The organism is Alitibacter langaaensis DSM 22999, assembly GCF_003096995.1.
Classification (GTDB): domain Bacteria; phylum Pseudomonadota; class Gammaproteobacteria; order Enterobacterales; family Pasteurellaceae; genus Exercitatus; species Exercitatus langaaensis.
In genome coordinates this window covers 118,589-139,530 of the sequence record NZ_QENU01000004.1, presented here as the reverse complement: position 1 = coordinate 139,530, position 20,942 = coordinate 118,589, and the positions used below count along the sequence as shown (strand labels likewise).

The 20,942-nt window shown below is 40.8% G+C and carries 20 protein-coding genes and 1 pseudogene; 15 read left to right on the top strand and 6 right to left on the bottom strand.

What is annotated here, in order from left to right:
* Positions 1 to 76 (top strand): annotated as a pseudogene (locus C8D76_RS04635) (IS1595 family transposase); the annotation flags it as partial.
* Positions 77 to 249: 173 nt separating this feature from the next.
* Entirely contained in the window at positions 250 to 1,665 is a 1,416-nt protein-coding gene (locus tag C8D76_RS04630) for a sucrose-specific PTS transporter subunit IIBC (protein WP_116631631.1), read from the top strand.
* Positions 1,666 to 1,764: 99 nt separating this feature from the next.
* Here C8D76_RS04630 and C8D76_RS04625 read toward each other — a convergent pair whose 3' ends face one another.
* Together C8D76_RS04625 and ispB are read right to left on the bottom strand one after the other, a co-directional pair.
* Positions 1,765 to 2,514, bottom strand: a complete 750-nt coding sequence (locus C8D76_RS04625) for an epoxyqueuosine reductase QueH (protein WP_116631630.1) — start codon at positions 2,512 to 2,514, stop codon at positions 1,765 to 1,767.
* 48 nt (positions 2,515 to 2,562) lie between these two features.
* Entirely contained in the window at positions 2,563 to 3,534 is a 972-nt protein-coding gene (ispB, locus tag C8D76_RS04620; protein WP_116631639.1) for an octaprenyl diphosphate synthase, read from the bottom strand.
* 319 nt (positions 3,535 to 3,853) lie between these two features.
* On the opposite strand from ispB, the gene rplU reads away from it, so the two are divergent.
* The 5 genes from rplU to cgtA all read left to right on the top strand — a co-directional run bounded on the left by rplU (position 3,854) and on the right by cgtA (position 7,554).
* Positions 3,854 to 4,165 (top strand): 50S ribosomal protein L21, encoded by a 312-nt coding sequence (rplU, locus tag C8D76_RS04615; protein WP_116631629.1) that lies wholly within the window; start codon positions 3,854 to 3,856, stop codon positions 4,163 to 4,165.
* 20 nt (positions 4,166 to 4,185) lie between these two features.
* Positions 4,186 to 4,443, top strand: coding sequence for a 50S ribosomal protein L27 (gene rpmA, locus C8D76_RS04610; RefSeq protein ID WP_005626413.1), 258 nt, complete (start codon positions 4,186 to 4,188; stop codon positions 4,441 to 4,443).
* Between the two features lie 83 nt (positions 4,444 to 4,526).
* The gene (locus tag C8D76_RS04605; protein ID WP_116631628.1) at positions 4,527 to 5,456 is read left to right on the top strand and encodes a DMT family transporter; all 930 of its coding nucleotides are present in this window, start codon (positions 4,527 to 4,529) and stop codon (positions 5,454 to 5,456) included.
* Complete coding sequence (locus C8D76_RS04600; protein WP_116631627.1) at positions 5,453 to 6,376, top strand: DMT family transporter; 924 nt, start codon at positions 5,453 to 5,455, stop codon at positions 6,374 to 6,376. Before C8D76_RS04605 ends, C8D76_RS04600 begins: the two co-directional genes overlap by 4 nt.
* Positions 6,376 to 7,554: an Obg family GTPase CgtA gene (gene cgtA, locus C8D76_RS04595; RefSeq protein WP_116631626.1), complete on the top strand. Its 1,179-nt coding sequence runs from the start codon at positions 6,376 to 6,378 to the stop codon at positions 7,552 to 7,554. Before C8D76_RS04600 ends, cgtA begins: the two co-directional genes overlap by 1 nt.
* 115 nt (positions 7,555 to 7,669) lie before the next feature.
* On the opposite strand, the gene C8D76_RS04590 is transcribed toward cgtA, so the two are convergent.
* A complete protein-coding gene (locus tag C8D76_RS04590; RefSeq protein WP_116631625.1) occupies positions 7,670 to 8,011 on the bottom strand; it encodes a DUF496 family protein in 342 nt (113 codons plus the stop codon).
* Positions 8,012 to 8,196: 185 nt separating this feature from the next.
* Here C8D76_RS04590 and serC point away from each other — a divergent pair, with 185 nt between their 5' ends.
* The 6 genes from serC (at position 8,197) to xerD (ending at position 16,720) form a co-directional block, all read left to right on the top strand.
* The gene (gene serC, locus C8D76_RS04585; RefSeq protein WP_116631624.1) at positions 8,197 to 9,285 is read left to right on the top strand and encodes a 3-phosphoserine/phosphohydroxythreonine transaminase; all 1,089 of its coding nucleotides are present in this window, start codon (positions 8,197 to 8,199) and stop codon (positions 9,283 to 9,285) included.
* 73 nt (positions 9,286 to 9,358) lie between these two features.
* Entirely contained in the window at positions 9,359 to 10,456 is a 1,098-nt protein-coding gene (gene hisC / locus C8D76_RS04580) for a histidinol-phosphate transaminase (RefSeq protein ID WP_116631623.1), read from the top strand.
* Position 10,457: 1 nt separating this feature from the next.
* Positions 10,458 to 11,759 carry a 3-phosphoshikimate 1-carboxyvinyltransferase gene (gene aroA, locus C8D76_RS04575; RefSeq protein ID WP_116631622.1) on the top strand — a complete coding sequence of 434 codons (1,302 nt, stop codon included), beginning with the start codon at positions 10,458 to 10,460 and terminating at the stop codon, positions 11,757 to 11,759.
* 129 nt (positions 11,760 to 11,888) lie between these two features.
* Positions 11,889 to 13,244 (top strand): lysine-sensitive aspartokinase 3, encoded by a 1,356-nt coding sequence (gene lysC / locus C8D76_RS04570; protein WP_116631621.1) that lies wholly within the window; start codon positions 11,889 to 11,891, stop codon positions 13,242 to 13,244.
* A 129-nt stretch (positions 13,245 to 13,373) separates the two neighbouring features.
* Complete coding sequence (gene plsB, locus C8D76_RS04565; protein ID WP_116631620.1) at positions 13,374 to 15,815, top strand: glycerol-3-phosphate 1-O-acyltransferase PlsB; 2,442 nt, start codon at positions 13,374 to 13,376, stop codon at positions 15,813 to 15,815.
* A gap of 11 nt (positions 15,816 to 15,826) precedes the next feature.
* The gene (gene xerD / locus C8D76_RS04560) at positions 15,827 to 16,720 is read left to right on the top strand and encodes a site-specific tyrosine recombinase XerD (protein ID WP_116631619.1); all 894 of its coding nucleotides are present in this window, start codon (positions 15,827 to 15,829) and stop codon (positions 16,718 to 16,720) included.
* A 91-nt stretch (positions 16,721 to 16,811) separates the two neighbouring features.
* Here xerD and C8D76_RS04555 read toward each other — a convergent pair whose 3' ends face one another.
* Positions 16,812 to 17,075 (bottom strand): GrxA family glutaredoxin, encoded by a 264-nt coding sequence (locus C8D76_RS04555; RefSeq protein WP_116631618.1) that lies wholly within the window; start codon positions 17,073 to 17,075, stop codon positions 16,812 to 16,814.
* Between the two features lie 119 nt (positions 17,076 to 17,194).
* Here C8D76_RS04555 and C8D76_RS04550 point away from each other — a divergent pair, with 119 nt between their 5' ends.
* Both C8D76_RS04550 and ycfP read left to right on the top strand, forming a co-directional pair.
* Positions 17,195 to 18,106 (top strand): ATP-grasp domain-containing protein, encoded by a 912-nt coding sequence (locus C8D76_RS04550; RefSeq protein WP_116631617.1) that lies wholly within the window; start codon positions 17,195 to 17,197, stop codon positions 18,104 to 18,106.
* A gap of 49 nt (positions 18,107 to 18,155) precedes the next feature.
* A complete protein-coding gene (gene ycfP, locus C8D76_RS04545; protein WP_116631616.1) occupies positions 18,156 to 18,695 on the top strand; it encodes an alpha/beta hydrolase YcfP in 540 nt (179 codons plus the stop codon).
* Positions 18,696 to 18,811: 116 nt separating this feature from the next.
* On the opposite strand, the gene C8D76_RS04540 is transcribed toward ycfP, so the two are convergent.
* Positions 18,812 to 19,417, bottom strand: a complete 606-nt coding sequence (locus C8D76_RS04540; protein WP_116631615.1) for a hypothetical protein — start codon at positions 19,415 to 19,417, stop codon at positions 18,812 to 18,814.
* 122 nt (positions 19,418 to 19,539) lie between these two features.
* Positions 19,540 to 20,934: a class II fumarate hydratase gene (gene fumC, locus C8D76_RS04535; RefSeq protein ID WP_116631614.1), complete on the bottom strand. Its 1,395-nt coding sequence runs from the start codon at positions 20,932 to 20,934 to the stop codon at positions 19,540 to 19,542.
* Positions 20,935 to 20,942: the final 8 nt, after the last annotated feature.

Sequence of the window (20,942 nt, the reverse complement as noted above, 5' to 3'; positions counted from 1 at the left end):
GGAATGTGAATTTCGGTTTAACTTTGGAACACCCAAAATGCAGCTAAAAACATTGCGAAAATGGTGTGAAATTTAGGGCTAATCTACGTCAGCCCCTATCTTTTTATTAACCCCTTGATGCCGGCTCCCCTTAGGCCGGCTTTTTTCATCCACTTCTTTTGCTATTTCTTTCATTGAATAAATTTTCCTAGTTTCTCACCGCACTTTTCGTTAAAATCGCCAATTATCGTTATTAATTAGGAGAAAATCATGAACTTTCCGAAAATCGCTCAGGAAGTGATTGACAAATTAGGCAGCAAAGAAAATATCGCCAATCTTGCCCACTGTGCCACTCGTTTGCGTTTAACAATGGTGGACGAAGCGAAAATTGATAAAAAAGCGATTGAAGATATTGAAGGCGTTAAAGGTCAATTTTCCACTTCAGGACAATATCAAATTATTTTCGGTTCTGGCACAGTGAATAAAGTTCATGCTGAAATGGTGAAAATTATGGGCGGCGAGAGTTCTGCTGCGCAATCCGCTGAAAAGGCGGTAAACGCACCAAAACAGAATATTATTCAGCGCTTGATCAAAGGTTTATCTGAAATTTTTGTGCCAATTATCCCTGCTATCGTGGCTGGCGGTTTATTAATGGGGATTGGCAATATCTTCACGGCAAAAGATTTATTTGAAGAAGGAAAATCCTTGTTGGATCTTTACCCGCAATATCAAGATCTGGCTAATTTAATTGATACCTTTGCCAATGCGCCCTTTGTATTTTTGCCTGTATTATTAGGTTTTACCGCAACCAAAAAATTTGGTGGCAACCCTTATTTAGGGGCAACGCTAGGTATGCTTTTGGTGCATCCAGCATTAACCAATGCCTACGGTTATGCGGAAGCCTTAGCCACTGGCAACCTTAAATTGTGGCATATTTTCGGCTTGCAAATTGAGCGAGTGGGCTATCAAGGCACGGTGATCCCAGTGCTTATTGCCGCTTGGGTGCTTGCGAGTCTTGAAAAATTCTTCGTAAAAGTGGTGCCATCGGTTTTAAATAATCTGATCACCCCGTTATTTTCTCTTTTCATCACAGGCTTTTTGGCTTTCACCGTAATTGGTCCATTTGGGCGTGAAGCGGGGGAATTATTAAGCTCTGGCTTAACTTGGCTATATGACAATTTAGGCTTTGTCGGCGGCGGCGTGTTTGGTAGCTTGTATGCGCCAATCGTCATCACTGGTATGCATCAAACCTTTATTGCCATTGAAACTCAGCTCTTAGCCAGCACCGCGGCGACTTTTATTTTCCCAATTGCGGTAATGTCGAATATTGCACAAGGCGCGGCTTGTTTAGCGGTTGCGGTGTTGAATAAAGACGCGAAAGTTCGCGGTCTTGCCATTCCTTCAGGTGTGTCCGCTTTATTAGGCATTACTGAGCCCGCTATGTTTGGTGTCAACTTGCGTTATCGTTACCCATTCTATGCCGCAATGATCGGCTCAGGTTTGGCTGCCGCTTTCATCGCCTATTTTAATGTAAAAGCGACCGCACTTGGTGCCGCAGGTTTAGTCGGCATTGCCTCAATTCGTGCAGGCGATTGGGGAATGTATAGCGTGGGTATGCTTATTTCATTTGCCGTGGCATTTGTTGTCGCCTTAGTGCTTGGCTCACGAGAAAAAGCGAAAGCCTAAATTTTAGTATCAAGCATTTGCTAAAATTTGATAAAAAATGACCGCACTTTAACTCTGAAAATGTTTAAAGTGCGGTCATTTTTATGATTTTTTTATGAATTATTCATCCACAGAATAAAAGGTCTTACCAATTTCGATCTTGCCTAAACCGCGCGATTCGCGCCATTGATTGGCGTCACGCAAGGAATATACGCAGCCGCAATATTCTTGTTTGTAAAAACGTTCTTCTTTACGGATTCTGTCAGAACGGGCGGAGCCACCGTCTTTACGCCAGTTAAAATCCCAAAAAATCACATCATCATAACGCGCTGCCGCACGGCGACCGCTGCCATATACTTGTTCTTGGTTTTTCCAACGTGAAATTCCAAGGCTGGTCGCGATCACGGGAAAGCCATTTTCGTGGGCATAAAGTGCGGTGCGTTCTAAGCGCATATCAAAACATTTGGTGCAACGCTCACCACGTTCAGGCTCGTGTTCTAACCCTTTCACCCGTTCAAACCAGTCTGCACGATCATAATCCGCATCAATAAATGGAATATTATGTTTATCGGCAAAGCGTTTATTTTCATCTTTACGAATTAAATATTCTTTGTGTGGATGAATATTCGGGTTGTAGAAGAAAATAGTGAATTCCACGTCAGATGCCATCACCGCGGCAATAATTTCACCCGCACAAGGGGCGCAGCAAGTGTGCAATAACAGCTTTTTGTGATTATTCGGCATAATCAATTTAGGGCGCACATAGGGCGCATTAGGATCTTGTTTTTGTTTGCGTGGTTTGGGCGGTTTTTTAAAATTTTTGTCAAATTCGACCGCACTTTGGATGATGTTTTCAGTTTCAGTAGTCATAAAGTTCTCTAAATTAAAAAGGGCGTTGAATACGCCCTGAAAATAAAATTAATGGGTTCGTTCAACAGAAAGATAAGCTAAGGACACTAGCGCTTGTTTATATTTGTTATCAGGCAAAATCGCAATAGCATCTATGGCTTTTTGCGCTTCTAACTTCGCACGTTCCATCGCATATTCTAACGAGTGATGTTCAGCCATAATCGCCAGCACATCGTCAATGATTTCCCGTTTGCCGCCTTCTTCAATAGCAGAACGGATTAATGCCGCCTGTTCAGCTGTGCCATTGTGCATTGCGTGGAGCAGTGGCAGAGTCGGTTTTCCTTCGGCTAAATCATCACCGACATTTTTGCCCATTGTGGCAGCATTGGCACTATAATCAAGCACATCATCGACTAATTGAAAGGCGGTGCCGAGATAGCGTCCATAGAGTTGCAACGCCTGCTCAATAGGTTCATCTGCATCGGCGACAATCGCAGCTGCTTGGGTAGAAACTTCAAATAAGCGTGCGGTTTTACGGTAAATGACCTTCATATAATTTTCTTCTGTTATATTTGGGTCATTGACATTCATTAATTGCTGCACTTCGCCTTCTGCTAATACATTGGTTGCATCCGCCATCACGGCGAGCATTTTTAAGGAATTTAGCTTAGCCACAAGCTGGAAGGCGCGGGTATAAATAAAGTCGCCCACTAACACACTCGCTGCATTGCCAAATTCCGCGTTAGCTGTAGCTCGTCCACGGCGCATATCTGATTCGTCCACAACGTCATCATGCAACAAGCTTGCGGTGTGAATAAATTCAATAAAAGCGGCGCAAGTTGGCATTAAATCCCCTTGATAGTTAATTGCCCGCGCAGCAAGCAAAGCAATGAGTGGGCGAATGCGCTTCCCCCCGCCTTGAATAATATAAAAACCAAGCTGATTGATTAAATCGACATCTGAATTTAGCTGTGCTAAAATTTCAGCGTTCACTTTTTGCATATCAGGCTCAATCAAGGCTTGAATGGCTTTCATATCCATGAGATTTGTTTGTGTCATATGTAAATCCAACTTAATTGATCTCTAATTGGTCTCAAAGTGCGGTAACAAAAACAATATTTTTGCAAGTCGTTCTAAGGACAACCCCTACGGGATAAGGAATCGTTACCATAATTTCGGCTAATTTTACCCGAGTTTTTGCAATTTCTAAAACGAAACCCAACGATTTCATAAAATTTTTATTTTATTGCAAATAATTACTTGCCAAGGGTTTTATTTTTCCGTAGAATTTGCGACCTATTTATATGATTTTGACGCGCTAAAAACGAAATAACGTTAAGCGCATATTAGCGGAGTATTTATGTACGCAGTTTTCCAAAGTGGCGGTAAACAACACCGTGTAAGCGAAGGTCAAGTTGTTCGTTTAGAAAAACTTGAAGTAGCAGTAGGTTCTGCTGTTGAATTCGATTCAGTGTTGATGGTCGTTAACGGTGAAGATGTTAAAATTGGTGCACCAGTTGTTGCTGGCGCGAAAGTAGTGGCTGAAGTTGTAGAACAAGGACGTGGCGATAAAGTTAAAATCGTTAAATTCCGTCGTCGTAAACACAGCCGTAAACAACAAGGTCATCGTCAGTGGTTCACAGAAGTGAAAATCACTGGGATTCAAGCATAATTTCAGAGGAGATCAAGTAGATGGCAACTAAAAAAGCTGGTGGTTCAACTCGTAACGGTCGCGATTCTGAAGCTAAACGCCTTGGTGTTAAACGTTTCGGTGGCGAATCTGTATTAGCAGGTAGCATCATTGTTCGTCAACGTGGTACAAAATTCCACGCAGGTAGTAACGTAGGTATGGGTAAAGATCATACTTTATTCGCGACTGCTGATGGTAAAGTTAAATTTGAAGTAAAAGGCGAGAAAAGCCGTAAATACGTGAGTATTGTTACTGAATAATTTGAATTCAATGAGTTTAAAGAGCCCCGCAATATTTGTGGGGCTTTTTTATTTAAAATAATCAACTGATACGCTTTTAACCTATGAAACAGCAACAACCAGTATTAGGGTTTCTATTTGGGCTTATTGCCGCTTGTATGTGGAGTTCCTTGCCTCTTTTTGTACAGCAAGTCGTCAAAGTCATGGATATCCAAACCTCTGTTTGGTATAGATTTGCATTGTCTATGCTTTGTGTATTTTTATTAATATGCTTTAGTGGCAAGCTTTCCGGCTTAAAACGGATCTCATTAAAAAATCTTTTTTTAATCTTAGTGGCAACGGCAGGCTTATCAGTTAATTTTTATTTATATAATTTGGCACTGAAATATATTCCGCCGACAACAACTCAAGTACTTAGCCCGCTATCTTCATTTATGATGCTATTTGCTGGTGTGTTAATTTTCAAAGAGAAGATTGCATTGCATCAAAAAATAGGATTGGCGGTGTTATCAATTGGCTTGATTTTGTTTTTTAACGAGCGACTCGATGATTTTTTACAGCTGAATATTTATTTTAAAGGCGTAGTCATTACAGTTGCGTCTAGTTTTGTTTGGGTTATCTATGCCATTATGCAAAAGGCACTGCTTGCGCATTTTTCATCTCAGCAAATTTTATTAATGATATATATTGGCTGTACAATCGTATTTTTCCCAAATGCAGACATTCATCAAGTCTCTCAATTAGATCATTTCCAACTAATTTGTTTACTTTTTTCGGGTGTAAATACGGTTATCGCTTATGGTTGTTATGCTGAAGCATTAAATCGTTGGGAAGTGTCCAAAGTGAGTGCGATTTTGACCCAAATTCCAATTTTCACCTTAGTTTTTGCTCATATTGCGACAATGATTGCACCGAATTATTTTGTGGCGGTTGAACTGAATTGGATTAGTTATTGTGGCGCAGTTTTGGTGGTATCTGGTGCAATGTTGTCAGCGTTGGGGCATAAGTTAAAAATGCTCAAGGAGCAAGCATGACGAAACAACAACCTTTACTCGGTTTTCTTTTTGCTTTAACTACGGCAATGGCGTGGGGATCGCTTCCACTGGCATTAAAACAAGTGGTCGCGATAATGGATGCGAAAACAATTGTGTGGTATCGTTTTGTAGTTGCGACAATTTCATTGTTTATTTTATTGATATGTACTAACAACTTGCCAAAATTTAGACAGTTTAATCGCAATTACGTCATTTGGACGATTGTGGGCGTTTTGGGATTAGCCGCAAACTTTTTTCTATTTAGCACATCATTAAATTATATAGAACCGTCTATTGCACAGATTTTTATTCATCTTTCATCCTTTGGTATGTTAGTACTTGGTGTTTTTCTATTTAAAGAAAAATTGGGATTACACCAAAAACTTGGGCTGATTATTTTAATTATTGGGCTTGTGTTATTTTTCAATGATCGCTTTGTCTTATTTTTCAGCTTAAATGCAAGTATTATTGGGATTCTGTTAAGCGTTGGTGCCGCATTAATTTGGGTCGCTTATGGGCTAGCACAGAAAGTGATGTTGCGTTCTTTCACTTCTCAGCAAATTTTGCTGCTTATGTATTTTGGCTGCGCGATTGTGTTTACCCCTAGCGTAGAATTATCACAAGTGTTCGCCTTAACGCCTTTTGCTTGGGGATGTTTTATTTATTGCTGTTTGAATACGATGATTGGTTATGGTGCTTATGCAGAAGCACTCAATCGTTGGGATGTGTCTAAAGTTAGTGTTGTATTAACTTTAGTACCCTTATTTACAATTTTATTTTCTCATATAGCCCATGCTATTGATCCGAAGGATTTCGCCAATCCACAGTTAAATACTGTAAGTTATATCGGGGCATTTGTGGTAGTATTGGGAGCGAGTTTGTCCGCGATTGGACACAAATTATTTAAAGGTAAAAAATAATGAAATTTATTGATGAAGCGCTTATCCGAGTTGAAGCGGGTGATGGTGGTAGCGGTTGTGTAAGTTTCCGCCGTGAAAAATTTATCCCGAAAGGCGGGCCTGATGGTGGTGATGGCGGCGATGGTGGTGATGTTTACTTAATTGCTGACGAAAACCTGAACACACTCATTGATTACCGGTTTGAAAAACGCTTTGCCGCACAACGTGGTGAAAATGGGCGCAGTTCCGATTGTACAGGAAAACGCGGCAAAGATATTACCTTGCGTGTGCCAGTGGGAACGCGTGCGATTGATAATGACACTAAAGAAATTTTAGGGGATTTAACTAAGCATGGTGCAAAAATGCTGGTGGCAAAAGGGGGATATCATGGTTTAGGCAATACGCGCTTTAAATCTTCTGTAAACCGTGCGCCGCGACAAAAAACCTTGGGGACACCGGGGGAAAAGCGTGATTTGCAACTTGAATTAATGTTGCTTGCAGACGTGGGAATGCTCGGTTTGCCAAATGCGGGCAAATCTACTTTCATCCGTGCCGTTTCCGCGGCAAAACCGAAAGTCGCTGATTATCCCTTTACGACTATCGTACCAAGTCTCGGCGTTGCACGCGTAGGTGCAGACCGTAGTTTTGTGATTGCCGATATTCCAGGCTTAATTGAAAATGCGTCCGAAGGCGCAGGCTTAGGTATTCGTTTCTTAAAACATTTAGAACGCTGCCGTGTATTAGTGCATTTAGTGGATATTGCACCGATTGATGAAAGCGATCCTGCGGATAATATTGCGATTATTGAAAATGAATTATTCCAATATAGTGAAAAATTAGCCGATAAACCGCGTTGGTTAGTGTTCAATAAAATTGATACGATCAGTGATGAAGAAGCACAAGAACGTGCTAAAGAGATCACGGAACGTCTTGGCTATGATGAAGAATACTTCTTGATTTCTGCGGCAACAGGCAAAAATGTTGCTGATTTAACCAATGAAATTATGGATTTCATCGAAGCCAATCCACGTGAGGTGGAAGAAGAAAATGAAGCCGCCGATGAAGTAAAATTCAAATGGGATGAGTATCATCAACAAGCTATGGAAAATGCGGTTGAAGAAGAGGATGATTTCTGGGACGACTGGTCTGAAGAAGACGATGAAGGCGTTGAAATTATTTATGAACGTGGCGGCAAGTAGTTTATTCAATAAACACGGCTAAGCTGAATATCACGATAAATACCACGAATATAAATTCGGTTAAGATAAACGAAAAGTGCGATCAATTTGACCGCACTTTTTTTATTGTAAAAAACTATTTGTCTTTTTTTGTTACCACTACGTGTGATGCTTTTAGCTCTTTCATACGCGCTTTTAGATCGCGGCGTTGTTCTGACATTTCTGCCGCTTTAATCACATATTCATCGACACGGTTTTCATAATCATCATGCATATTTTCAATGATGATGCGAACATCAGCGATGCTCATATCGTCTTGAATATAATCACTAAGATTGTCTAATAGTAAGATACGTTTTTTATTATCACGAATTTTACGTTCGCAATCTTCAATGTCACGCAATAATTTATTACGTTGACGGGTAATACGCACATATTCAAGGGCGTCTTGGAATGATTGTTTACTTGCACTGTCCATGGTTGTTCTCTCTAAGTGTAAAATAATGTAGTTAATTTAGCTTTTTTTTACGGCAAGGTCAAAGTGTTAAATTGAATTTTGTGGTTTTGATCAACTTTTTACTGAATTATGGCAAAATTCATTGCCTGCTAGGGCGTTCGGTGGTAAAAATACAAGCATTATTTTTATAAACTAGGAAGCAAATTATGACACAAGTATTTAACTTTAGTGCTGGCCCTGCAATGATCTCAAAACCGGTCTTAGAAAAAGCACAATCAGAATTACTCAACTGGCTAGGACAAGGAACTTCCGTTATGGAAGTGAGCCATCGTGGCAAATTATTTATGGAAATGATCACCGAGTGTGATAAAGATTTACGTCAACTTTTTAATGTGCCAGATAACTATAAAATTCTTTTCTTACAAGGCGGCGCACGCGGTCAATTTGCGGCTGTTCCTATGAATTTGATTGGCGCTAAAGGCAAAGCGCTGTATTTAAATAGCGGCCATTGGTCAGGTATGGCGGCAAAAGAAGCACGCAATTTTTGTGAATTAGATGAAATTAGCATTGTGGATAAAGACGAAAATGGCGTGATTTCAGTAAATCGTACCGATTTTAGCGACATTGCTGAACAGTATGATTATGTCCATTATTGCACCAATGAAACCATTACCGGTGTGCAAATCAAAGAAATTCCAAAAGTTGGCAATGCCGTATTAGTGGCGGATATGTCATCAGATATTATGTCGAAACCCGTTGATATTTCTAAATTTGGTTTAATTTATGCGGGCGCGCAGAAAAATTTAGGGCCCGCAGGCATTACACTTGTGATCGTCCGTGAAGATTTAATCGGGCATGCTTGCCAAGCAACCCCTTCAATTTGGAATTATGAAACGCAAGCCAATTCAGACTCAATGATTAATACACCGCCAACATTTGCGTGGTATTTATGTGCTTTAGTGTTTAAGCAGATGTTAGCGGAAGGCGGTTTAGAAATTTATGCTAAACGCAATGAGAAAAAAGCTGCATTGTTGTATAGCTATCTTGAACAAAGCCAGTTCTATCGCAATTATATTGCGGTGGCAAACCGTTCAGTGATGAATGTGACGTTCAGCACCGATAATGATGAGCTTAATGCGAAATTTGTGGCAGAGGCTGCCGAAGCTGGCTTGCAAGCCTTGAAAGGACATAAAGTTTTAGGTGGTATGCGTGCCTCAATTTACAATGCGATGCCAATTGAAGGCGTAGAGGCGTTAATTGCCTTTATGAAAAAATTTGAAGCGGAAAACGCGTAATCATTCAGGCGGCGGTTAGGCATAGGTGTGCCTCCGCCTTTTCTTTTTCTTTAATAAAGTGCGGTCAAATTTTATGACATTTTTACAACGAGCCAATCAGGGCGTGCAATCTCTTTCTCCATATCAAGCTGGCAAACCTATCGAAGAACTCGAACGTGAGCTTGGTATCACCAACATTATTAAATTAGCCTCGAATGAAAATCCCTTTGGTTTTCCAGCAAGTGCGAAAAAAGCCATTCAAGATCAATTAGATAATTTAACTCGTTACCCTGATAGCAATGGTTTCAGCTTAAAACAAACGATTGCTAAAAAATTTGGGTTAAAACCCGAGCAAATCACCTTAGGCAATGGATCAAATGATTTAGTGGAATTATTTGCGCATACCTTTGTTTCTGAAGGCGATGAAGTGATTTTTTCAAAATATGCCTTTATTGTTTATCCTTTGATCACAAAAGCGATCAATGCCACCGCTCGTGAAATTCCTGCAAAAGATTGGGGGCATGATTTAGAGGCGTTTATTGCTGCAATCAATGACAAAACAAAGCTAATTTACATTTCAAATCCAAATAACCCAACGGGCAATTTCTTAACGCACGCTGAAATCGATAATTTTCTGGCAAAAGTGCGGTCAGATATTATTGTTGTTTTAGATGAAGCCTATACTGAATTTACAGCCAAAGAAGAGCGTGTGGATTCATTTGGTCTATTGAAAAAATATCCGAATTTGGTTGTTTCTCGTTCATTATCAAAAGCTTATGGATTGGCAGGGTTGCGTATTGGTTATGCCGTAGCCAATGAAGAAATCACTGGATTATTGAATCGCGTTCGCCAACCCTTTAACGTGAATAGCCTCGCCTTAGCGGCAGCAGTTGCGGTGTTAAACGATGATGCTTTTGTAGAAAAAACGGCGGAAAATAACCGCAAAGAATTAAAACGCTATGAAGCATTTTGCCAAAAACATGGGCTGAAATATATTCCATCAAAAGGCAATTTCATTACCATTGATTTTGAGAAAGCAGCTGCGCCAATTAATGATGCCTTGTTACGCAAGGGTGTTATTGTGCGCCCTATCGCAGGTTATGGTATGCCAAATCATTTACGCATTAGCGTGGGATTGCCCGAAGAAAATGATCGTTTATTTGAAGCATTATTGGAGATTTTAGGGCTGTAGTATGGAAAAAATCACCTTAAATCCCATTGCTCGTGTGAAAGGCACCATTAATTTACCTGGTTCAAAAAGCCTATCAAACCGCGCATTATTATTAGCCGCCCTTGCGAAAGGGACGACAAAAGTTACCAATTTGCTCGACAGCGATGATGTGCGCCATATGCTAAATGCACTGAAACAGCTTGGCGTGAACTACAAACTTTCCGAAGATAAATCCGTGTGCGAGGTGGAAGGCTTAGGCCGCGCGTTTCAGTGGCAAAATGGTTTGTCATTATTTTTAGGAAATGCGGGCACAGCGATGCGTCCACTCACTGCGGTGTTATGTCTTGCAAATGCGGAGAACACCGGGACAAGTGAAATCGTGTTAACGGGCGAGCCGCGTATGAAAGAGCGCCCAATCAAGCATTTAGTGGATGCGTTGTTACAAGCTGGCGCAGATATTCAATATCTCGAGCAAGATGGCTATCCGCCTGTTGCCATCCGTAATACTGGCTTGCACGATGGCAAAGTTAAAATCGATGGTTCAGTTTCTTCACAATTTTTGACCGCACTTTTAATGGCTGCCCCCATGTCTTCAGCGGATATGGAAATTGAGATCATTGGCGAGTTGGTTTCAAAACCTTATATTGATATCACTTTAAATATGATGGCAATTTTTGGCGTGCAGGTTGAAAATCAAAACTATGCTCGTTTTGTAGTAAAAGGTAATCAGCAGTATCAATCGCCAAACACTTTTTTAGTGGAAGGGGATGCGTCTTCTGCTTCCTATTTCTTAGCCGCAGGGGCGATTAAAGGTTGTGTAAAAGTGACGGGCGTTGGGAGAAATAGCATTCAAGGCGACCGTTTATTTGCCAATGTGCTAGAGGCTATGGGCGCTAAAATTACTTGGGGGGACGATTTTATCCAAGCGGAACAAGGCGAACTTGTGGGCGTTGATATGGATATGAATCACATTCCTGATGCCGCAATGACCATTGCTACCACCGCGCTTTTTGCCAAAGGAGAAACGGTGATTCGTAATATTTATAACTGGCGAGTCAAAGAAACAGACCGCTTAACGGCAATGGCGACCGAATTGCGAAAAGTGGGGGCAACAGTGGAAGAGGGCGAAGATTTTATTTGCGTGAAACCTTTGCCGTTAGAGCAATTCCAACACGCAGAAATCGAAACCTATAATGATCATCGCATGGCGATGTGTTTTGCCTTGGTGGCATTATCCAATACGCCAGTGACGATTTTAGATCCAAACTGCACAGCCAAAACGTTCCCCACATTTTTTGAGGAATTTTCAAGAATTTCTCAATAAAATTTGATCTTAATAAGGGAAATATAAATATTTATGCGCTTCTTTTAAATTTTATTTGACAATTTTGAATAAAATCATTATTTGTATAAGCGTTTAAACTTACAAAATTTATAATTACAGGAGTTACCTATGTCTCATCTTTCAGTTGCAAAATTTGGCGGCACAAGTGTGGCAAATCATGCTGCGATGACGGCTTGTGCAAAAATCGTTTTACAAGATCCAAACACTCGTGTGGTCGTGCTTTCTGCATCAGCGGGGGTAACCAATCTATTAGTGGCGTTAGCAAATGGTGTTGATGCACAAGAGCGCGCAAAATTAGTGGGTGAAGTGCGTCAAATTCAAGAAAATATTTTAACAGAATTAAAAGACGATAGCTTTGTTCGTCCAGAAATCGAACGCTTATTAGACAATATTGATAGTCTTGCTGAAGCTGCAAGTTTAGCGACTTCGACCGCATTAACCGATGAATTAATTAGCCATGGCGAAATGATGTCAACTCGCATTTTTGTGGAAGTATTGCGTGAATTAAATGCGCAATCAACATGGTTAGACGTGCGTTCTATTGTGGCAACTAATAGCCATTTTGGTAAAGCGGCGCCTGACGATGAATTAACGCAAAAAAATAGCGACAACATTTTACGCCCATTGATTGATCGTGGCGAATTAGTGATCACGCAAGGTTTCATCGGAAGAGATCCAAATGGAAAGACAACCACATTAGGCCGTGGCGGTTCTGACTATTCAGCGGCATTAATCGCAGAAGTATTAAATGCAAAAGATGTATTAATTTGGACGGATGTTGCAGGTATTTACACTACAGATCCTCGTATTGTTCCTGCAGCACAGCGTATTGATACAATGAGTTTTGCAGAGGCGGCGGAAATGGCAACCTTCGGGGCAAAAGTATTGCATCCAGCCACTTTATTGCCAGCTGTACGTAGCAACATTCCTGTGTATGTAGGTTCAAGTAAAGCGCCACAAGATGGGGGAACATGGGTAACTCGTGATCCACAGCCACGCCCAACATTCCGTGCGATTGCTTTACGCCGTGATCAAACCTTATTGACACTTTCAAGCTTAAATATGTTACACGCACAAGGTTTCTTGGCGAATGTATTTAATATTTTAGCGAAATACAAAATCTCAGTAGATACCATTACGACATCAGAAGTCAGTGTCGCATTAACATTAGATAAAACAGGTTCGGCATCATCAGGGGCAGAATTATTATCTAACGATTTGCTAACTGAATTAAGCGAAGTGTGCACGGTAAAAGTTGATACGGGCTTATCTTTAGTCGCATTGATTGGTAATGACTTACATATTGCCGCAGGCATTGCAAAACGTATCTTTGATTCGCTTGAAAGCTATAATGTGCGCATGATTAGTTATGGTGCAAGCACAAACAATGTCTGTATGTTGGTTCAAAGTGAGCAAGCAGATGATGTGGTGCGTGCATTGCATAGCGAACTTTTTGAAAAATAATTTCTAATTAAATTTCGTGAGCGGGTTCACATAATCGTAAACTCGTTCTTTTTTTGAACAGTGAAAATCCCATTTTATGCTAAAATACTGGTCGGATAAGAACTATCACCAGTTAAATGGAAGTTAATCATGTCAACATTAATGAATTTATATCGTAAATGTTTGGAATTTCCTTTGTCTTTTTTAGTAAAAGACAATCCTATTCCAAATAATCCCATTGAAGAATTGCATCTTAATACCGAGCAGCCGATTGTTTATGTATTGCCTTATACCTCGCAAACTGACTTGGTGATTTTTCGCAAAAATTGTTTGAGTATCGGTCTGCCCGATCCGTTAATTGAAAATGAAATTAATGGGCAACATTTCCCGCGTTATGTGTTTTTAGATGAAGGTCGCCAATTTTTTAAATCAAAAGGCGCGAAAAAAGAGACCGAAACGGTTTTCTATAATTATCTTGAATTACACCGCACTTTGACCGAATTAGATGTGCAAGTAGTACCAGTATCCATTTTATGGGGACGTTCACCAGGGCGTGAAGATAAAGGTTTACCGAATTTACGTTTATTAAATGGGGTACAAAAAACCATTGCGGCAATTTGGTTTGGACGTGATACTTTTGTACGTTTCTCCCAAGCAGTATCCATGCGTTATATGGTGGATAATCATGCTGCCGATGAACGCATTTCGCAGAAATTGGCGCGTATTGCCAAAATTCACTTTGCCCGTCAACGTATTTCTGCAACAGGTCCACGCCTGCCAAATCGCCAAGCGATGTTCAATAAATTGCTACAATTACCTGAAGTATTACAGGCAATTGATGACGAAGCGAAAGCCAAAAATATTACGACAGAGAAAGCGCGCAAAGAAGCTGAAAAAATTCTCAATGAGATTGCAGCAGACACTAATCATACAAGTTTGCGAGTCGCTGATCGCTTTTTAGGATGGTTATGGAATAAATTATACCAAGGCATTGAAGTTGAAAATGCTGATCGAGTGCGTAAACTAGCGTTAGAAGGGCATGAAATTGTGTATGTGCCATGTCATCGTAGCCACATTGATTATTTATTGCTCTCTTATGTGTTATATCATCAAGGGCTAGTGCCACCTCATATTGCCGCTGGGATTAATTTAAACTTCTGGCCAGTGGGCGCAATATTCCGCAGTTGGGGGGCATTTTTCATCCGCCGTACCTTTAAAGGAAATCGTTTATATTCTACGCTTTTCCGTGAATATCTCGCTGAGCTATTCCATCGTGGTTATTCTGTTGAATACTTCATCGAAGGCGGACGCTCACGAACAGGGCGTTTATTGACCCCTAAAACAGGGATGATGTCCATGACCTTACAAGCATTGCAGCAAAGACAAACTCGCCCAATTTCTGTGGTGCCTGTGTATGTGGGGTATGAACACGTTTTAGAAGTGGATACTTACGCCAAAGAGCTACGCGGTGCAGAAAAAGAAAAAGAAAATGCAGGTTTAGTGTTACGCGTGATCAAAAAACTACGCAACCTAGGTCAGGGTTTTGTGAATTTCGGTGAGCCGATTACGCTGAATAATTACCTTAATCAACATTACCCAGAATGGAAAACGCAAACAGACGAACGACCAATATGGTTCAATAAAGCGGTGGATAGTGTTTCTCATCAAGTGATGATTAATATTAATAAAGCCGCGGCAGTGAATGCAATGAATTTAACTGGTACCGCGCTGCTGTCTTCACGCCAACGTGCATTATCCCGCGAACAATTGCTCGAACAGTTGGAAAGCTATCAACAATTCTTGCTGAATGTCCCGTATTCTGAAGATGTGATTGTGCCAACAGAAACACCAGAAGTGATGTTAGATCATGTGCTCCATCTTGATCGCGTTGGGGTTGTATTAGAAAAAGACAACTTCGGCGAAATTATTCGTTTAGAGCGTAATTTTGCCGTGTTAATGACCTATTATCGCAATAATATTCAGCATTTATTTGTATTGCCGTCTTTAATTGCCAGTGTCATTTTGCATTATGAAGCAACGCAAAAAGATCTCGTGATTGATGCGGTGAGTAAAATTTATCCATTCTTGAAAGCAGAATTATTCTTGCATATTCCGCCTGAAAATATCCAAGAGAAAATCGAACAGATTATTGCAGAATTACACCGTCAGCAGCTAATTCAGTGCAATGACAATATGTTGAGCATTAACCGCGCTCGTGTGCGTAGCTTGCAATTATGGGCATCTTCCGTGCGTGAAATTTTACAGCGTTATGCGATCACGATCAGCATCTTGCAAAATACGCCAGAAATCGGACGCGCAGCATTAGAAAAAGAAAGTCAGCATGTGGCACAGCGTTTATCTGTATTACACGGCATTAATGCCCCTGAGTTCTTTGATAAAGCCGTATTCTCCACGTTCATTGCTAGCTTGAAAGAGAATGATTATTTCACGGAAACAGGCAATGCAGATACGGCAAAATTAAAAGAACTTTCAGATATTCTCAATCGAATTATTTCGACTGAAATTCAGTTGACGATCAAAGGTTCTGTACAAAAAGCAGAAGACGAGCCTGAATTGAACAGCGATAATTAGCAAAAACAGCGATGAAAGACACCGCACTTATTGAGCTTTTTCTAAACGAACTTTGGCTAGAAAAAGGGCTATCAGAAAACACGATACAATCTTATCGTTTAGATCTCACCGCCTTGGCAAATTGGCTTGGCGGTCAATCTTTAACGTTGGAAAGTTTGGATCCTGTTGAGCTGCAAGCATTTCTTGGCGAACGGGTTGAGCAAGGTTATAAAGCCACCAGCACCGCGCGTTTATTGAGTGCGATGCGCAAGCTGTTTCAATATTTGTATCGTGAAAAATATCGCAGCGATGACCCAAGTGCGGTGCTTTCTTCACCTAAATTGCCCAGTCGCTTACCCAAATACTTAACAGAGCAACAAGTGAATGATTTATTGCAAGCCCCAAGCATTGATGTGCCATTAGAATTGCGCGACAAAGCCATGCTTGAATTGCTGTATGCCACAGGCTTGCGCGTTACTGAATTGGTGTCCTTATCCATGGATAATATTAGCCTTTCACAGGGCGTAGTGCGTGTGATTGGTAAAGGCAATAAGGAACGCATCGTGCCAATGGGAGAAGAGGCTGCTTATTGGGTCGGCGAGTTTATTTCTTATGGCCGCCCTGTCTTGCTTAACGGACAAAGCTCGGATGTTGTCTTTCCAAGTAAACGCGCAGTACAAATGACGCGCCAAACCTTTTGGCATCGCATTAAGTATTACGCGGTGCTGGCGGAAATTGACAGCAATAGCTTATCACCCCATGTCTTGCGCCATGCTTTTGCAACGCACTTGGTGAATCACGGTGCCGATTTGAGGGTTGTGCAAATGCTGCTTGGGCACAGCGATCTTTCAACCACACAAATCTATACCCACGTTGCTAAAGAACGCCTAAAACGCTTACACGCAAAATTTCATCCACGAGGTTAGCCCGCTTAATTTTTACCAAAAAAAGTGCGGTCAAAAATTTCTAAATTTCTGACCGCACTTGGGTTAAGGGTTGAGATTTTATCTAAATTGATTAAGCCACAATACCAAATTGTTCTTTCATCAATGCTTCAAAATCTGTGCAACCACCAATTGGTTTTTCATCAATGAAAATTTGTGGCACAGTTTCCACAGGTTTGCCCACTGATTTTGATAAATCTTCTTTGCTGATACCTTCTGCGTGAATATCCACATAGCGGAAATCAAAATCGGCCACTTCGCCTTGTAATTTTTCAGCTAAGTTTTTTGCACGTACGCAATATGGGCAACCAGGGCGACCAAAAATCACTACAAACATTTTCTTTTCCTTCTTTATCATCAAAAAACGCTCTTATTTTACGTTTTCATCGCAAAATAAGAAAGGAGTTTTCACCGAACTCTTTGATTGGTGTAATATATCAACGCAAGGAGAATATGATGCATTTTTTAATGTTATGTCGTGAACCAAGGCTTTACAGCTGCCAACGCTTGAAAGCAGCCGCTGAAAAGTGCGGTCATAAAATGGATATTTTAGATCCCAATCGTTGCATTTTAAAACTTCAACAAAACGCACCGCACTTTGCCTTGTATTATCAAGAAGAGCACCAATCAACGCCTTATTTGCTGCCCGATTATGATGGCGTGTTGCCGCGATTTGGCACAAGCTCGACTGCGCAAGGCTGTGCGGTGTTAAAGCATTTTCAAGGGAAAAACATTCCTTGTTTAAATGAAGAACAAGCGATTTTATTGGCGCGAGATAAATGGCGAAGTTTGCAAGTATTAGCTCAGGCTAACATTGCTATCCCCGAAACCCAATTAGCTGGCAACGAATTACAAGCGCAGCAATTATTTGCCAATATGACTTTTCCTTTAGTCATAAAAACCTTATCAGGCATGCAAGGGGAGGGCGTGATGCTTGTCAAAACAGCGCAAAGTGCGGTCAAAATTTGGCAAGATTTGAAACAACCATTGTTAATACAAGAATTTATTTCGGAATCTGCTGGGGCTGATATTCGCTGTTTTGTTGTCGGCGATAAAGTGGTTGCCACGATGCAACGCCGCGGGCAGCAGGGCGAATTTCGGGCTAACTGCCATTTAGGCGGAAAAGCTGAACAAATTGTCTTGCCAGAGAGCGCGAAACAAATCGCGATCAAGGCAACGAAAGCTATTGGATTAGAGGTTGCGGGCGTCGATTTGATCTCATCGAATCGTGGTTTTCTTGTGTTAGAAGTGAATGCCAGCCCCGGGCTTGAGATGATTGAAAAAACAAATCAGCAGAATATTGCGGAGAAAATCCTAGATTATTTCGCGAGCAAGATCACAAAATCAGCAAAATCTTCAGATTTTTGACCGCACTTTGGCGTAAGATATTTCAAGTTTTACTGAAAAGGAGGCAGTTATGATTATTTATTTACACGGTTTTTCATCTAGCCACGCGAATGATTATGAAAAAATGGTGCAATTGCGTTTTATCGATGACGATGTGCGTTTTGTCAATTACAGCACCTTGCACCCGCGCCACGATATGCAACATTTGTTGCAAGAAACGCATAAATTAATTTCTCGTACAGAAGACAAATCGCCGCTTATTTGCGGTGTTGGGCTTGGGGGCTATTGGGCGGAGCGTGTGGGGTTTCTTTGTGGGATTAAGCAGGTTTTGCTCAATCCGACCTTATTCCCCGCGGAAATTCTGCAAGATAAAATTGATAGACCAGAAGAATTTGAAGATATTCAATCTAAATGCATCAATCACTTTCGTGAAAAAAATAAAGGGCGAGCGTTAGTTTTGCTTTCTAGCCTTGATGAAGTGGTCAATGCTAACCGTAGTGCTGACGTGCTTGCACCTTATTACGATATTATCTGGGACGATATTGAAAGCCATGAATTCAATAAATTTTCCCAGTATGTATTAAAAATTAAAGAATTTAAGCAAAGTTAAAAGTCGTTTAAATATCAGCAAAATATGCATTAAAGTGCGGTGAAATTAAGGAATATTTTTAGATTGTATAAAACATAACTCCACAACTATGTAGGATTAGTATGTGGAGTTAATGTTTACGCATCTACTTTATCTTTGTTCTCTAATTTATAGGTCGGTGGAAGTTGCGGACTGGCGTCATCTTCTTGCATTGGCGCGACTTCAGGCTGTTTAGGCGTTGGCTCTGACGCCTTGTTTTCCCCCTTGCCTGTAAGTGAATCTTTTAATGGAGCAAAGGTCGTTTTTCCCGACACCCACAAATCCATAAAAGCATGGTTAAATTCAGGATCAAATTGGTGATCTAACACCTGATCATTTAATACAAAGTATCCCTTATCTTCCAAAATAATATAATTCAGACGGTCGTTTGGCGAGCAGTCTGGCAGAATCTCTTGTAACTCTTTTAGCCATTTTTCTGTTTTTGCTTTATCAATCGACAGCGCACTCATTTCTTTAATCAAAGTGATAGCGAAATTTTTGCCTTCCACGGGTTTGGCATAATCAAAGCTTAGCATAGCTGGTGTTTGATTTTCTTCATATTTACCGTTTTCCGTGTAGAGCGAAATCGTATAAACATGGAAAGGTCCCCAGTTATAATCTGCTTTGCCAACGGGTTGCCAATCTGCCAAAAGTGCGGTCGGAATTAGGCATAAAATAGCAGTGAGTAAGCGTTTAAATCTCATAAGTGATCTCTAAAATAGGTAACAGACGCATAATCAGCGAATGAATTTTGTCGATTATACCAAGATCCGTCAGAAAAAAAAGGCGACTTCTCGCCGCCTTTCTGATTTTTATCAATGTGAGCTTATTTTAATGCGCCAACCATATCTTCAGGGCGTACCCATTTGTCGAAATCTTCTGCGGACACTAAGCCAAGATTGATGGCTTCTTCACGCAATGTTGTGCCATTTTTGTGCGCAGTTTTAGCGATTTTCGCCGCATTTTCATAGCCAATATGGGTATTTAATGCCGTCACCAACATTAATGAATTATCAAGTTGCTGTTTGATACGTGCATAGTTTGGCTCAATACCTGATGCGCAGTGTTCATCAAATGAGATACAAACATCGGCTAAAAGTTGAGCAGATTGTAAGAAGTTTGCCGCCATCACAGGTTTAAACACGTTTAATTGGAATTGACCTTGTGAACCCGCAAATGAAATGGTGGTGTCGTTACCTAATACTTGCGCTGCCACCATTGTCATTGCTTCACATTGAGTTGGGTTGACTTTACCCGGCATAATTGATGAACCTGGTTCATTTTCTGGAATTAAAATTTCACCAATACCAGAGCGTGGGCCAGAAGCTAACAAACGAATGTCGTTTGCGATTTTGAATAAAGACATAGCAATTTGTTTTAACGCACCGTGGGTTTCAACAATCGCATCGTGAGTTGCTAATGCTTCAAATTTATTTTCTGCCGTGATAAATGGCAAGCCAGTGAATTTGGCAATGTATTCAGCCACTTTCACATCATAACCTTTTGGCGTATTTAAACCCGTACCGACCGCTGTGCCGCCTAATGCCATTTGGCGCAAGTGTGGAAGGGTATTTTTCAATGCAATTAAGCCGAAATGTAATTGTGCCGCATAGGCGGAAAATTCTTGACCCAGTGTTAATGGCGTTGCATCCATTAAGTGAGTACGACCGATTTTCACCACATCTTTGAAGGCTTCAGATTTTGCCGCAAAGGTTTTTTGTAAACGTTCTACCGCTGGGATAGTTGCTTCAACTACTTTTTTGTATGCCGCAATGTGCATTGCTGTTGGATAAGTATCGTTTGAAGATTGTGATTTATTGACATCATCATTTGGGTGGATATAAGATTTTTCACCTAATTTACCGCCGTGAAGTACGTGCGCGCGGTTGGCAATCACTTCGTTTAGGTTCATATTTGATTGTGTGCCTGAACCTGTTTGCCAAATGACTAATGGGAATTCTTCATCTAATTTGCCCGCTAAAATTTCATCACAGGCAGCGCTGATTAAATCACGTTTTTCAACAGGTAATACGCCTAAATCCGCATTTGCAAATGCTGCGGCTTTTTTCAAATAACCGAATGCTTCAATAATTTCTTTTGGCATTGACGCAGCGGGGCCAATTTTGAAGTTATTGCGTGAACGTTCAGTTTGCGCTGCCCAATAACGTTCTGCAGGAACTTGAACTTCACCCATAGTGTCTTTTTCAATACGAAATGTCATATAATCAC

What these genes read in the sequence shown, in the direction of transcription:
- C8D76_RS04630 (WP_116631631.1), top strand. Translation starts at nt 250, where the DNA reads ATGAACTTTCCGAAAATCGCTCAGGAAGTGATTGACAAATTAGGCAGC.
- C8D76_RS04625 (WP_116631630.1), bottom strand. Translation starts at nt 2,514, where the DNA reads ATGACTACTGAAACTGAAAACATCATCCAAAGTGCGGTCGAATTTGAC.
- ispB (WP_116631639.1), bottom strand. Translation starts at nt 3,534, where the DNA reads ATGGATATGAAAGCCATTCAAGCCTTGATTGAGCCTGATATGCAAAAA.
- rplU (WP_116631629.1), top strand. Translation starts at nt 3,854, where the DNA reads ATGTACGCAGTTTTCCAAAGTGGCGGTAAACAACACCGTGTAAGCGAA.
- rpmA (WP_005626413.1), top strand. Translation starts at nt 4,186, where the DNA reads ATGGCAACTAAAAAAGCTGGTGGTTCAACTCGTAACGGTCGCGATTCT.
- C8D76_RS04605 (WP_116631628.1), top strand. Translation starts at nt 4,527, where the DNA reads ATGAAACAGCAACAACCAGTATTAGGGTTTCTATTTGGGCTTATTGCC.
- C8D76_RS04600 (WP_116631627.1), top strand. Translation starts at nt 5,453, where the DNA reads ATGACGAAACAACAACCTTTACTCGGTTTTCTTTTTGCTTTAACTACG.
- cgtA (WP_116631626.1), top strand. Translation starts at nt 6,376, where the DNA reads ATGAAATTTATTGATGAAGCGCTTATCCGAGTTGAAGCGGGTGATGGT.
- C8D76_RS04590 (WP_116631625.1), bottom strand. Translation starts at nt 8,011, where the DNA reads ATGGACAGTGCAAGTAAACAATCATTCCAAGACGCCCTTGAATATGTG.
- serC (WP_116631624.1), top strand. Translation starts at nt 8,197, where the DNA reads ATGACACAAGTATTTAACTTTAGTGCTGGCCCTGCAATGATCTCAAAA.
- hisC (WP_116631623.1), top strand. Translation starts at nt 9,359, where the DNA reads ATGACATTTTTACAACGAGCCAATCAGGGCGTGCAATCTCTTTCTCCA.
- aroA (WP_116631622.1), top strand. Translation starts at nt 10,458, where the DNA reads ATGGAAAAAATCACCTTAAATCCCATTGCTCGTGTGAAAGGCACCATT.
- lysC (WP_116631621.1), top strand. Translation starts at nt 11,889, where the DNA reads ATGTCTCATCTTTCAGTTGCAAAATTTGGCGGCACAAGTGTGGCAAAT.
- plsB (WP_116631620.1), top strand. Translation starts at nt 13,374, where the DNA reads ATGTCAACATTAATGAATTTATATCGTAAATGTTTGGAATTTCCTTTG.
- xerD (WP_116631619.1), top strand. Translation starts at nt 15,827, where the DNA reads ATGAAAGACACCGCACTTATTGAGCTTTTTCTAAACGAACTTTGGCTA.
- C8D76_RS04555 (WP_116631618.1), bottom strand. Translation starts at nt 17,075, where the DNA reads ATGTTTGTAGTGATTTTTGGTCGCCCTGGTTGCCCATATTGCGTACGT.
- C8D76_RS04550 (WP_116631617.1), top strand. Translation starts at nt 17,195, where the DNA reads ATGCATTTTTTAATGTTATGTCGTGAACCAAGGCTTTACAGCTGCCAA.
- ycfP (WP_116631616.1), top strand. Translation starts at nt 18,156, where the DNA reads ATGATTATTTATTTACACGGTTTTTCATCTAGCCACGCGAATGATTAT.
- C8D76_RS04540 (WP_116631615.1), bottom strand. Translation starts at nt 19,417, where the DNA reads ATGAGATTTAAACGCTTACTCACTGCTATTTTATGCCTAATTCCGACC.
- fumC (WP_116631614.1), bottom strand. Translation starts at nt 20,934, where the DNA reads ATGACATTTCGTATTGAAAAAGACACTATGGGTGAAGTTCAAGTTCCT.